8 protein-coding genes are annotated in these 13906 nt (G+C 42.2%); all 8 read left to right on the plus strand.

Translation table 11 applies throughout. The annotated features are described in order from the left end of the window. The first annotated feature begins 50 nt into the window (after positions 1–50). Positions 51–2240 (plus strand): right-handed parallel beta-helix repeat-containing protein, encoded by a 2190-nt coding sequence (locus RE317_RS04230; protein ID WP_008669530.1) that lies wholly within the window; start codon positions 51–53, stop codon positions 2238–2240. Positions 2241–2289: 49 nt separating this feature from the next. Continuing rightward, complete coding sequence (locus RE317_RS04235; RefSeq protein WP_229531994.1) at positions 2290–3033, plus strand: endonuclease/exonuclease/phosphatase family protein; 744 nt, start codon at positions 2290–2292, stop codon at positions 3031–3033. A 1199-nt stretch (positions 3034–4232) separates the two neighbouring features. Then, positions 4233–5300, plus strand: coding sequence for an alpha-L-fucosidase (locus RE317_RS04240; protein WP_008669532.1), 1068 nt, complete (start codon positions 4233–4235; stop codon positions 5298–5300). Positions 5301–5315: 15 nt separating this feature from the next. Further along, on the plus strand, positions 5316–7430 hold the full coding sequence (locus tag RE317_RS04245) for a right-handed parallel beta-helix repeat-containing protein (protein WP_008669534.1): 2115 nt from the start codon (positions 5316–5318) through the stop codon (positions 7428–7430). Positions 7431–7578: 148 nt separating this feature from the next. After that, entirely contained in the window at positions 7579–9126 is a 1548-nt protein-coding gene (locus RE317_RS04250; protein ID WP_008669536.1) for a sulfatase, read from the plus strand. A 41-nt stretch (positions 9127–9167) separates the two neighbouring features. Beyond that, positions 9168–10694 carry an arylsulfatase gene (locus tag RE317_RS04255; protein WP_032939481.1) on the plus strand — a complete coding sequence of 509 codons (1527 nt, stop codon included), beginning with the start codon at positions 9168–9170 and terminating at the stop codon, positions 10692–10694. A 3-nt stretch (positions 10695–10697) separates the two neighbouring features. Continuing rightward, positions 10698–12317 carry a beta-N-acetylhexosaminidase gene (locus RE317_RS04260; RefSeq protein ID WP_008781836.1) on the plus strand — a complete coding sequence of 540 codons (1620 nt, stop codon included), beginning with the start codon at positions 10698–10700 and terminating at the stop codon, positions 12315–12317. Then, the gene (locus RE317_RS04265; protein ID WP_008781837.1) at positions 12310–13545 is read left to right on the plus strand and encodes a glycoside hydrolase family protein; all 1236 of its coding nucleotides are present in this window, start codon (positions 12310–12312) and stop codon (positions 13543–13545) included. The genes RE317_RS04260 and RE317_RS04265 overlap by 8 nt, the downstream gene beginning before the upstream one ends. The last annotated feature ends 361 nt before the right edge of the window (positions 13546–13906 follow it).

The following is a 13906-nucleotide window of genomic DNA, read 5'->3' on the forward strand; positions in this document are numbered from 1 at the left end:
TTAAATGATAAAGCCGTTTGAGATACCGGCATCTTAAAAAATAAGATAGAATGAAATATACAAGTTTTGTGTTTGCAATTTTCTTTTCCGTATGTGGATTGTCGTCTGTTTCGGCGTATGGTTCCTACGAGAAAACACAGTCAGCCAAGGGCGGTCAGAATATTGTTTATATATCTAGTAATGGTAATGATAGTCAAGGGGATGGTACCGCCACTTCTCCTTTCTACTCTTTGAACAAAGCACTTGAAGGGAAACTCTCTTCTGACGGGTCGGCTGACACCTTGTTTGTGCAGGTGGCTTCCGGTGATTATTACATGGAAGCCCCTCTTTCTATTGAGACGCCTTCTTCCCGTCCTGTGGTTATCAAATCGCAAGGGAAGGAGAAGCCGCGTTTCATGGGAGGTCTTTGCATAAAGGGATGGCAAAAATGTGAGAACGGGTTGTATAAAGCTTATATCCCGGAGGTGTTAAGGTATGGATTTAACTTTGAGCAGTTTTATGTGAACGGGCAGCGTGCTATTTTGGCTCGTACTCCCAACGTGGACTGGTTTTTTGTAAAGTCGTCCAAAGAAACCCCGATTGTCAAGGGGGGCAGCCTTGCTAACTATGCTGTCCAGCAGATTGATTTTGAGTATTCCGACTGGGAATCAATGAAAGGACTTTCCAGAAAGGAACTGAAAAACATCAAGTTTCGTTTCTACCACAAATGGGACATTACGCGCAAGAACCCGAAATATGTGGAGGTGGACTCTGCCCGCATCTATATGGAAGGAAGGGGCATGAAGCCGTGGAACCAGATTCTTAAAGGTTCCCGCTACTTTATGTATGACTACAAGGCGGCGCTGGATATGGCAGGTGAGTGGTTTCTGGACCGTGAAACCGGCTATCTCTATTATATGCCTCGTGAAGGAGAGGATATGAATACAGCGTTTTGCGTCGCTCCGGTACTGCATCAATGGATTTCGGTGAAGGGAGAACCGGAGAATCCTGTGAAGAACATAAAATTCAAGGGATTGTCGTTCCAATATTCTTCTTACATGGTTCCCTTCGAGGGCGAAGAGCCGATGCAAGCAGCAGCAGGCACAGAGGCGGCCATCCAGTTTGATTTTGCGGAAAACATCATTTTTGAGGATTGCGAGATGCTTCATACCGGTGCATATGGCATCAGCTTCGGACGGGAGTGCCACCAGAATAGAATCGAGCATTGCTACATCGCCGATTTGGGCGCAGGTGGCATTAAAATAGGCGAACCTTATTTGAGAGCCACTACGCGTAAAGTGACCAGCGGCAATGTCATCAATAACAATATTGTCACCGATGCTGGACACGAACAACCCTGCGGAGTAGGAGTTGCTTTGTTTCATACCAGTGACAACCAAGTGACCCATAATGATATTTTCGACATCCTTTATTCCGGTGTTTCCGTAGGATGGGTATGGGGATATAATGAAGATTCGGCTTCACCGATTCCTGTATTGAATGAAAAGGGAGAGATGGAAACTGTGATGATGAAGAAGCATAGCCCTTCCGTGCACAATATCATTATGTATAACCGCATCCATCACATCGGATGGGGAGAGCTATCGGACATGGGAGCTGTCTACACCTTGGGCGAGTCTGAAGGAACCAAGGTTTGCAACAACGTGATAACAGATGTGTTGTCCTATGATTACGGAGGCTGGGGACTATACACTGATGAAGGTTCCACAGGAGTGGAAATGAGTAATAATCTGGTGCTTCGTTGCAAGAGTGGCGGTTTTCATCAGCATTATGGGAAAAATAACAAGATAGAGAATAATATATTAGCGTTCGGCTTTTATCATCAAGTGCAGTTGACGCGTGCGGAACCACATCTTTCCTTACATTTTAAGCATAATATCATCTTGCATGATAAAGGGGAGACTTTGGTCAGAACTTGGGATAAGGCAAATGTGGATATGGATTATAATTTATATTGGCGCACAGATTCCACTCCCATTACTATGATGGATAAGAGCTTTGCGGAATGGAAGAAGATGAAGGAGCCTCACTCTGTTATGCTCGATCCTTTGTTTAAGGATGTGAAGAATGACGACTATACGTTAGTTTCACGAAAAAATATCCGTAAAATAGGATTTAAACCATTCAACTATTCCGAGGCCGGAGTGTATGGTGACAAGGAATGGCGCAAGAAAGCTTTATTATCTCTTCAGAAACTGGAATTGTTTAAGAAGATGGCTTCCATAAGATTGCAAAAATAACTTTAATATGACTCAGGGGATATCCTCTAAAAACTGAATGATTGGAGAAATGAAAAAATTAATTTTATGTTTGTTATTCTTGATCGTTGGGGTTGAATTACATGCTTCTTCTGCCCATGGTGACAGCTTGCGCATTATGTCTTATAATATACACAATGGAATAGGAATGGATGGAAAAGTGGACTATGCACGTATAGCCAATGTTATATCCGATGTGAATCCCGATGTCGTTGCTTTGCAGGAACTGGATAGTATAACTCATCGTAGTCCTGTAAATGTGTTGGAAGAAATAGCCAGTGTAACAGGGATGAATTATGTATTCGGACCTGCTATCAGTTACGGTGGTGGTAAATATGGTATTGGTGTCATGTCGAAAGAAAAACCGTTGAATGTCAGGAATGTATCTCTTCCGGGAAGAGAAGAAGCCCGAACGTTGTTGGTCGTGGAGTTTGAGAAATATATTTTTCTCGCTACTCATTTTTCTTTGACTGCTGCTGATCAGATAAAATCAATAGAGGTTATACTGAAGGAGGTGTTTTCTAAAGAAAAGCCTGTTTTTATGGCAGGTGACATGAATTCTGTACCTTCTTCTTTAACTCAGAAAAATATTCGGAAATATTTTAAGGTTTTGACCGATGACCGTTGGATAACTTGCAATGGGGAGTGCATTGATTATATTTATGGATATGAGAAGAAAAAAGGAAAATTTGCAGTCAGACGGAAAGGTAGGATAGAGGATCATGTTGCTTCGGATCATTGTCCGGTATATGTTGATGTATATTATGAAAAATAAAATGAAACGATGATCTGTTCCGTCACTTCGTAAAGTACTTTGTTATATTGTTCCGTTTCTTTTGTGGGTTAAAAACGTCTGTAACAGAGTTAAGTGCTGCCACCATCTTTTAGGCTTCAATTTTTATTGTGGTTTTACAGGAATGGTGGCAGTTTTTTGGGGTAGATACTCTTCTTTCCTTCTTCATTTACCCTTGAAACTTCCTGTTATCTTCCTTCACCTTGCATCTCCATTCTTTCCTGTGAAAGGAGAAGAATCTACAGCTGAAACAGAAATGAGGGGAGATTTTCTTGCTATTAATAAGTTGATAACTAGTGTGTTTTAACTGAGATGACAGAATGAAAGGAGAAGAGTGAACACCTGCATAGTGAGGGGGTAGTGTGATGAACCGGTTTGGTTAGTTTGTCGGACATGATAGGCTTGTCCGCCAGACCAGCCGGGCTGGTTCATGAAACATGCTGACCTTTTTGAAAAAGGTGCTGGCGTTTACCAAAAACATAAGGACATTTAAAAAAAAGGACCGGTTCTTTTCTAGTAAATGAAAAGAGTAACATATCCGGTAACATTAGTAATATGTGGTCTGTCATGTTACATACGTATAAGTTTATACATATGTATAGTGTATCAAGTTCCACTGCAACTTGCACTGAGATGCACTGTGTCCTGTACCAAGATTCGTCATAACTTGTGCCAAGTTCCGTTATCGTATTCCGCCCCTTTTGACAAACACTTCTTTATGTTGTATATTTGTAGCTCATCAGGCTTTTAAAAAACGTACCTTATGAATCTATTCGCCATTTTCAGAATTGTTTTTTCCGGAAGTAAATTTCTGTCAATCTCTATCTTTTCCGACTTTTGGTAATGGATAGGCTCTGCGTATACAGGGAATGTATAACAGAAGTCCTTTCCTGAAAGTTCGTAAAAAAGAGAACTTTATTCGTTAAATTATGCGGAAAGTTTACAATAAAGAGATTCCTTGGTTTAGGAGTATCTCCCGCACGATTGCCATTAAATAAAAGACCTTTTGTTTTGCTGTTATTGAAAGCAAAGTGGATATGGACTATAATCTCTATTCCGTTTCCGGTCCAAAAGCAATGTGCGCAAGGTGGGGGATAAGATATGAGGTTACACTGTCATCGGTGTGTATAGATCGGATGAATGGAGATAAAAAGCAAGACTTATTCTAAAAATAAATCAATATGAAAAAACTGTTATTGTTATCTTTGTTTTTGTGTTCGTTGGAAATTGCACAGGCGCAACCGGGTATTTCAACTGCGATACCTTCTGAGAAACCTTCAAAATACCAGAAAGATCAGATCAAGCGCAAGTATGGTATGTTCATTCATTTTGGTATCAATACGTTCCATGATGTGGAATGGTCGGACGGGTCTTTCCCGGTGGAAACTTATGCCCCTACGGAGATTGACGCCCGTCAATGGGTGAAGACAGCGAAAGATGCCGGTATGAAGTATATCATTCTGGTGGCAAAACATCATGAGGGCTTTTGTCTTTGGGACAGTAAGTATACTGATTATGACGTGGCGAGTTCGGGAAATAAAACGAATGTGATTGAAGCCGTAGCTAGGGAATGTAAGAAACAGGGCATGAAGCTGGGACTGTATTACTCGTTGTGGGACAGGAAAGTCAATGCGGATGTTGACAATGTGGAGTCGGACAGGGAGTACAATACATACATGTTGAAGCAGTTGGACGAGCTGATGGACATCACGGAAAAATATACTAAAATAGTGGAGTTCTGGTTTGATGGAAGTTGGGTGAAACCCGGTTATCGCTGGCCGGTAGAAGGTATATACAGAACCATCAAAAGCCGTGAGCCGCAATGCCAGATCGGAATTAACTGGACGATAGGCGAGGATGCGGATCCCCATAATCCGAATGCGCCGGAGAAATCATATAAAATTATTCCGGAAGAACAGAAGGAAGGTGATCCTATCCGTTATTTTCCCAGTGACTTCCGCTTGGGCGATCCGCTTCTGCCTGCTAATCCGGATCCCAAAGTGTTTACTCACAACGGAAAACGGTATTATATGCCTTTTGAATCAACCGTATGTTTAAGCAAGCGTTGGTTCTATCATACTACTGATAAAGAATATAAGTCAATAGATGAATTGGTCAAGCTGTACCAACGGGCAACGGCTCAGGACAATATCTTGATTTTAAACCTTCCGCCGAACCGGGAAGGAAAGATGCGTCAGAAAGATGTGGATCTGTTGATTGAGCTTCGGAAACATATACGGAAATTATAAAATCAAAAAGAATTTATGAAAAGAACGAATTGGTTGCTGGTGGCGTTCTTATTGATCAATGCAATAGGCTGCTATGCTGACGGAAATGGTGTTTTGTATGTGTCGCCGAAAGGAGATGACCGGAATGCCGGCACTTTGTCCCACCCTCTGAAGACCATCGGGGCGGCCCTTGGAAAGATGAAAGAGATAACTGCCGGTCAGCAAGTGGAGGTGATGCTTCGTGGGGGAACTTATGAGATAGACGCCACATTGGAGGTGAACCGTGACCATGTCTTCATTCACCCTTATCAAGATGAAACTGTAACTATCTCGGGAGGAAAGTCTGTTACAAGGAATAGTCTGAAACCGGTAAAGGAGCAAGCGGTATTAGACCGGTTGCAACCGCAAGTCAGAAGTCTGATAAGAGAAATCGACTTCAAGAAAAACCGGATGGAGTTGGTGGGGCTGCACGCTACAGGTTTTGGACGGCCCAGTCAGGTGGCATGGACAGAAGTATTTGTGGATGGTCAGCCTCTGCGAATTGCCCGTTGGCCGAATGACTCTACGGTTATGATTGGAAAAATACAGGAATCGGGGGTGGCTAAGGAAGGAAAAGAAGCTCCTTTCCCTGTATTCGGATATCAGGAAGAGCGCCCTTCGGGTTGGAAATCGGTAGAGAATATGTGGATAAGCGGATACTTTGCGCACGGTTATGCCGATGACATGATTTGTGTGGAAAGTATCGACACGATACATAAAATGATTCATACGAGGCAGCATACGGTATATGGATTTATGACAGGTGCGCCTTGGCGTCAATGGTTTGCCTTGAACCTGCTGGAGGAACTGGATGTGCCGGGCGAATATGTGATTGATGCCGGGAGAGGGAAGATGTATGTATATCCGCCTGCCGGAAAGATGGAAAATTGGAGTGTTTCCTTATTGGAAAGTCCGTTGATGGCGATTGAGCATTGTAAGGATGTGAAGGTGCAAGGCATCACTTTTGAGTATGGCAGGCATATCGGTGTCTATATGGAGAATACTCATCGTGCTTTGATTAAGAATTGCATTATACGCAATATGGGTGGAGTGGGCGTATCCATCGGAAAGGGAACGTTGAAGGCTGGCAACCAGAGAGGACACGAATCGGGAGGTAGCCCTGCTTCGCGTGTTGTGGGCGATTTGATGGGAACAGTTTATCAGAACATCCTGTTCAATCGGGAAGGAGGAACGGAAAACGGAGTCGTGGATTGCTATATTTATAATGTGGGTGCCGGAGGTATCAGTTTGGGAGGAGGAGACAGAGCCTCATTGACTCCTGCCGGAAATTATGTGGAGAATTGCCGGATACATGATTATAACCGGATTGAGAAATCCTATCGTCCCGGAATATGGATGGATGGTGTGGGCAACCGTATCTCTAAATGTGATATCTATAATGCACCCAGTATGGCGATCCTGTTTCATGGAAATAACCATGTGATAGAACTGTGTGACATAACGAACGTGTGTTCTGAAGTCGATGATCAGGGAGCTGTTTATTATGGTCGTGATCCTTCGGAACAGGGAAATGTTATCCGCTATTGTTATTTTCATGAGTTGAGTCCGCGTCATCGTGTAACGGCTACTTATCATGATGACGGAGCTTGTGGAGCAGAAGTTTATGGTAATATTTATTACAAAGCAGGGTCTTTGCCGGTACTTATCGGTGGAGGGCATAATAATCATTACCGGCATAATATATTTATAGATTCTCCTGTTGCCATTCATATAGATGCGCGTATGCAGGGCTGGGGCAAATTCATGATAGAGAAAGGTGCGATAATTGATCAGCGTTTGCAAACAGTCAATTATAAAAATCCTCCTTACAGTACGGTCTATCCTTTGCTCGCTGAATATTGGGACAATGACACCTCTTATCCGAAAGGCAATGTGATAGAAGGAAATTTATTCTATAAGATTGGAAATGTAGTACGCGGACGTACCGAGTGGTTGGAATTGTATAACAATTGGGCTACCGGTTTGGATCCGGGGTTTGTGGATGCTGCTGATCCGTTGAAGGGATTTAAGGACGATGCGCTCATTTATCAGCGGATCAATGGATTCCCCCAGCTTCCATTTGAGAAGATCGGATGCGATTTATCCAAATGAAAGAGTGTGATGATAAGCTTTCAAACTTTATAAAAAAATATTTTATTTCTTTAGGAACATTCCTTTCCCGATTGCCATATAAGTAGAGAGGACCTTTGTTTGGCGACAAAGGATCAACTTATTTTTAAACTTTAAGTCATTACCATTAATGGAACATCAAAACAAATTGATTTATGGCGGAATATTGGCGATATCCGCTCTGACCGGCTGTACGGAGCCGGTAACAGAAAAACCTTTGAATATTGTCTATATTATGACGGACGATCATACGGCTCAGATGATGAGTTGCTATGACAAACGTTATATGGATACGCCCAACTTGGATCGGATTGCTAACGACGGGGTACGTTTTACAAACAGTTTTGTCGCAAACTCTCTGAGTGGCCCTAGCCGTGCTTGTATGCTTACGGGTAAACATAGTTGTGAGAATAAATTTTATGATAATTCTACCTGTGTATTTGATTCATCACAGCAAACCTTTCCGAAACTATTGCAGAAGGCGGGTTATCAGACTGCATTAATCGGGAAATGGCATTTGGAAAGTTTGCCGACAGGCTTTACTTATTGGGAGATTGTTCCCGGACAGGGTGATTATTATAATCCGGATTTCATCACACAAACCAATGATACCATTCAGAAACATGGGTATATCACTAATCTGATTACCGATGATGCCATAGACTGGATGGAAAATAAGCGCGATAAAGAAAAACCATTCTGTCTGCTTATTCATCATAAGGCTATTCATCGTAATTGGATGGCGGATACCTGTAACCTGGCTTTATATGAAGATAAAGAATTTGCTTTACCCGATAATTTCTTTGACGATTATAACGGACGTGAAGCTGCCGCAGCTCAGGAGATGAGTATTGTGAAAGATATGGATATGATATATGATCTGAAGATGCTCCGTCCTGACAAGGAATCCCGTTTGAAATCATTGTATGAAAGCTTTATCGGACGTATGGACGAAGGACAGCGTGCAGCATGGGATGCATTTTACGGTCCTGTGATTGATGATTTTTATCAGAAGAATCCGCAAGGAAAGGAGTTGGCAAACTGGAAATTCCAACGTTATATGCGCGACTATATGAAAACTGTCAAATCCTTGGATGATAATGTAGGGCGTGTGCTCGATTATCTGAAAGAAAACGGGTTACTGGATAATACATTAGTCGTCTATACATCCGACCAAGGATTTTATATGGGAGAGCACGGATGGTTTGACAAACGCTTTATGTACGAAGAATCTATGCGTACCCCACTCATCATGCGTTTGCCGAAAGGATTTGACAGGAAAGGTGATATCACTGAAATGGTACAGAATATAGACTATGCACCTACTTTCCTGGAACTGGCCGGTGTAAAAGTACCCGAAGATATTCAAGGCGAGTCTTTGTTGCCTTTATTGAAAGGGAAGAAGCCTGCGGACTGGCGTAAATCATTATATTATCATTTTTATGAATACCCCGCCGAACACATGGTGAAGTGTCATTATGGAGTACGTACAGACCGTTATAAATTGATTCACTTCTACAATGACATTGATGCATGGGAACTTTATGACTTGGAAAAAGACCCTGCCGAGATGCATAATGTAATCAATGATCCTACTTATAGTGAAGTATTGGCTGATATGCAGGCGGAACTGAAGAAGTTGCAAATCCAATATAACGATACGGATTTTGTAAAATGATAGTTGTGAATGGAACTTTATTTCTTATTAATTGGCTAGTAATGAAAAAGTATAACTATATAGGATGGTGTATGGCCGGTAGCCTTGGTTTGTCCGCTATGCCTGGGCAGGCTGCACAACCGGAAAAGAAACAACCGCATATCATTTTAATAATGACTGACCAACAGCGTTGGGATGCATTGGGGTGTGCGGGAAATGAAGCTGTGATTTCTCCAAATGTGGATCGCTTGGCAGCCGATGGGCATTTATTTTGCAATGCCTATACGGCTGCTCCAAGCAGTACTCCGGCACGTGCGGGTATGCTGACAGGTATGTCTCCTTGGCATCATGGCTTGTTAGGATATGGACAAGTGGCGGATCATTATCCCTATGAAATGCCACAGATGTTGAAAGACTTGGGTTATCACACATTGGGAATAGGAAAGATGCATTGGCATCCGCAGAATGTGTTGCATGGATTCGAAGCGACTATTCTGGATGAAAGCGGACGTGTGGAGTCTCCTTATTTTATGAGTGATTATCGTAAATGGTTCAATACGCAGGCTTTCGGTCTGGATCCCGACAGTACGGGGGTGGAGTGGAACGCCCACGAAGCGAAAGCGTATGCTTTGCCCGAACGGTTGCATCCTACCGTATGGACAGGAGACAGGGCGGTGGAGGCGATAAAAGGTTATTCTTCTGAACAGCCTTTGTTCTTGAAAGTATCTTTTGCCCGTCCACATAGCCCGTATGATCCCCCCCGGCGAATAGTGGATATGTATGAAGGCAGAGAAATACCTGCTCCCGTGGTAGGTGACTGGTGTAAAGACCTTGCAATAGATGCCCATCCCGAAAAGAATCCCGAAGCGGCTATAGGGAACTATGGAGTGGAATATGCCCGGAATTCCCGTAAGTATTATTATGCTTCGGTGACTTTCATTGATGAGCAGGTAGGGCGTATTGTGGATGAACTGAAAAAGAAAGGAATGTATGACAATGCGCTGATATGTTTTGTGGCCGATCATGGCGATATGTTGGGAGATCATCATTTGTGGCGTAAAACGTATGCTTATGAAGGATCGGCAGCTATTCCTTTTATTATAAAGCTGCCCGAAAGTATGAAGAGTAGCCTGGAACCTGGTGAAAAAATAGAAGCTCCGGTGGAGTTACGCGACTTGCTTCCTACTTTCCTGGCATTGAACGGCTGCCGGATTCCGAAAGAAATGGACGGTTTGTCTTTACTTCCTTTATTGGAAAAAGGGAAAGCTCCCTGGCGTGAATATATTGATATAGAACATTCCACTGCTTATTGGGCGGATAATTATTGGTGTGCTTTGACGGATGGGAAAATAAAGTATATCTGGTTTTTCCGTACTGGTGAGGAACAATTGTTCGATTTGTCAAAAGACCTATACGAATTGCATGATTTGTCAAAAGTCAAGGCTTCCGGAAAAACATTGGAAAAGATGCGGAAAGCGATGGCAGGACATTTGCAGGAAAGAGGGGAGGAATGGGTGAAAGACGGCAAACTGGTCATCCGCAATAAAAATCTTTTATATAGTCCGAATTATCCAACAAATAAAAAATAAACCATGAAGAAATTAATTCTAACCTTTTCATTTTTAGTGTTGTTGTTAGGCACTCTGCAGGCATCGGTATCCATTATTCCGATGCCGCAGAAGTGCATCGAAAAAAGAGGCAACTTTACGGTAAATGACAAAACTGTAATTACTTTGTCTGTAGATAACGAGGAGATGCGCAATGCCATATCTTTTTGGAATGATTTGTTTGATACAGCTGCCGGGTTCTCATTGGAGGTCTCTTCTATTCCCCGTTCTTCCAATGTGATCCGTTGCCGACTTAACACATCTCTGCCCAATGAGGAATCCTACAAGCTGACAGTCTCTCAATCTTCTATCCATATAGACGCCAGGACTCCTAAAGGCATCTTCTATGCTTTTCAGACATTGCGTCAATTATTGCCTTCTGCCATTGAAAGCGACAAGTTGGTGACGGAAAAAGTAAAATGGAATATCCCTTGTGTAGTGATAGAAGATTCGCCTGCATTTTCTTATCGCGGAGTGATGCTTGATGTTTCCCGTCATTTCATTCCGAAGGAGGATGTAAAGCGTCATATTGACTTGCTTGCTTTTCATAAGTTGAACATCCTTCATTGGCATTTGACTGATGACCAGGGATGGCGTATCGAAATCAAGAAATATCCCAAACTGACTACCGTCGGAGGTTACCGTAAAAAAACGATTGTGGGATATATGTGGGATAATCCTACAGAGTGGTACACTAAGCGTTATGGCGGATTTTATACACAGGAAGATATCAAAGAAGTGGTGGCATACGCCAAGAAGCGTTTTGTGGAAATTATTCCTGAAATAGAAATGCCAGGACATAGCGTGGCGGCACTGACAGCATATCCTGAATATTCCTGTACCGGAGGGCCTTTTGAGGTGGAAGGCCGTTGGGGTGTTTTCAATGATATTTATTGTACCAAAGAGTCTACTTTCACTTTTATGCAGGATATTCTGGATGAGGTGGTGAAGCTTTTCCCCTCCAGCTATATTCATTTGGGCGGGGATGAGGCTCCTCGTATCCGTTGGAAAAATTGTGTACACTGTCAGGAACGGATGAAGCAGGAACATTTGACAAAAGAGGCTGAATTGCAGACTTATTTCATCAATCGGATTGAGAACTATCTGAATACCAGAGGAAAGAAAATTATCGGTTGGGATGAGATCTTGGAGGGAGGTATTCCGCAACGTGCTACCGTGATGTCATGGAGAGGTGAAAAGGGAGGAATCCATGCGGCAAAAGCCGGATATGATGTTATTATGTCTCCTAATATTTATATGTATTTTAATTGTTTCCAGTTTAAGGGGAATGGAAGGAAAATTGGGAACCCCAATCGGGTGATTACATTGGAAAAAGTTTATAATTATCATCCGGTTCCCGAAGCGCTGACTGCAGATGAGGCCAAACATATAAAAGGAGTACAGGCTAATTTATGGACGGAGTATATGTCTGCGCTTGATGAGATGGAGTATATGCTTTATCCGCGCGTGGCGGCTTTGTCCGAGGTGGCATGGAGCAAAAAGGAACATAAAGATTATGGAAAATTTTGTACTCGTTTGGAGGGCATCCGGCAACATTATGATGTGTTGGGAATAAATTATTGTAAGAAAATCAGTAATGAATGATCTGTTTGTGATGAATATGAGAAGAAAAATGCTATTTGTTTGTTTCGTCTTCCTTGCTTTGTTGCAGGGGTGGGCGCAACACACTTGGCAGACCGGTCCGGTAAATTTAGAACTTATTCAACGGGGCGATTCGGAGTTTCCTTCCGGTTTCTCCGCTTTCTCGTTGAAAAGTCATTTTATTTGGTGTGGTTCGGCTATTCAGGCAGAGGAGGATGGAAAGTATTATTTATTTTATTCCGCTATGGAATCAGGACCGGAGCACCCTAGATTTATAGACGCTTGGTTGCTGGGTTCGATGATTGGAGTAGCTGTATCCGACTCTCCTTATGGGGGATATAAGGATATAGGTATTGTGTATAATAAGGATGGATATCGTCCGGATAACTGTTCATGGGATGCACAGTCGGTTCATAATCCCCATATCAAGAGATATAACGGAAAGTACTATTTGTATTATTGTGCTACGGTAGATCCGGGTGAGAATGCTCATGTAAAGGGACAACTAAGCAGAAGAGACAGACTCCAACAAAATCAAAAGTTGGGGGTGCTGTGTTTTAATTCCATAAAAGAGTTACTGGAAGGTAAATTTTCATGTAATGAGCAACCTTTGCTTGCTCCACGTACACGGGTGAAGCCTGATAATGTACTGGAACCCTCACCTGAAGGTACTGTAACCAAGCCTGATAATCTCATTTTAGTTAATCCGGCAGTGGTATATCATCCTTTGAAAAAGAAATATTATCTTTACTTTAAAGGGAATGTTTATGACCCTACTTGGCGTGGTGTGCATGGAGTAGCCATAGCCGATGCTCCCGAAGGTCCTTTTATTGTGCAGGATGACTATGTATTTGAGTTTGAAACAGGGGATAACCAGAAATTGAATGCGGAAGACCCGTTTGTATGGTATCACCGGAAAGACAATTGTTTCTATGCTGTATTTAAAGATTTTACGGGAGGATTTACAAAAGGTAAGCCGGGATTGGCCATCATGTATTCTGAAGATGGTATACATTGGAAACTTCCCGAACATTCTTTGTTTATGAATAAAGAAATAATTCTGAAGAATGGAGAGCGGATAGAGGTAGATCGTTTGGAACGTCCTCAGTTATTATTGGATGAAAATGATGAACCTATTGTGCTTTATTCGGCTTGTTCCATTACTCCACTGAATATGAAACAGGATGGGAGTTCGTTCAATGTTCAGATTCCAATTTTTAGAAATAAGTAAGAAGGATAATATGGTGTAAAAGCAGTCCGACATATGGATGAATATCTGTGCCGGACTGCTTTTTTATATTGTGGCGGAAGAAATGGAACTTTTGATAAACCTTTCGGACACACGCTTGTTTATGATAAGTTCATGTTTTTGACATGAGTAACATAAATCTATTGCAAAGACTAATGAAAGAAAATAGACCTCCTTTTTTGCCGTTTTCGCAATCTTGCTTTAATTATTTTAAAGTAAGGGGCTTTATTGGATTTTCGGAATTGTGTATCAGAACATTTCATCCTGATTCACAAAGATATATATGTCCCTATTTGCCCGATGCGCATATGTTGGAGTTCCGGCTTCCGGCAGCGACTATAGA

It is taken from the genome of Phocaeicola sp. GP0067, from assembly GCF_031119655.1.
Taxonomy (GTDB): Bacteria; Bacteroidota; Bacteroidia; order Bacteroidales; family Bacteroidaceae; genus Phocaeicola; species Phocaeicola vulgatus.